This window comes from Salifodinibacter halophilus, from assembly GCA_012999515.1.
In the GTDB taxonomy this organism is placed as follows: Bacteria; Pseudomonadota; Gammaproteobacteria; order Nevskiales; family Salinisphaeraceae; genus Salifodinibacter; species Salifodinibacter halophilus.
This window is the reverse complement of sequence record JABEEB010000670.1, coordinates 1-239: the sequence shown is the minus strand read 5'-3', so window position 1 is coordinate 239 and position 239 is coordinate 1. Positions and strand designations below refer to the sequence as shown.

The 239-nt window shown below is 66.9% G+C and carries 1 protein-coding gene; it reads right to left on the bottom strand.

The genetic code is table 11. The features are described from left to right. Window positions 1-8: 8 nt before the first annotated feature. A partial coding sequence (locus HKX41_13250; GenBank protein NNC25101.1) for a V-type ATP synthase subunit C occupies window positions 9-239 on the bottom strand: 231 nt, incomplete at its 5' end.

The following is a 239-nucleotide window of genomic DNA, read 5'->3' as shown; positions in this document are numbered from 1 at the left end:
CTCCTGGCTCATAGCATCACCAGTTCCTGTTCGATCTCCTCGCCGCTCAGGCCGACCTCGCGGCCGCGCGCGATAGCGCGGACGTTGTCGACCTCGCGCTCCTTTGCGAGGACGTACGCGAGGACGGGACAGACCGAGAGCGGGAAGACGTGCGAGAGGTGGTCGGCGTACCCCAGTAATGCGGCGTCGAGCGCGTGCTCGAACCCGATGAGGGTGTCCGCCGACTCCAGGCGTTCGAG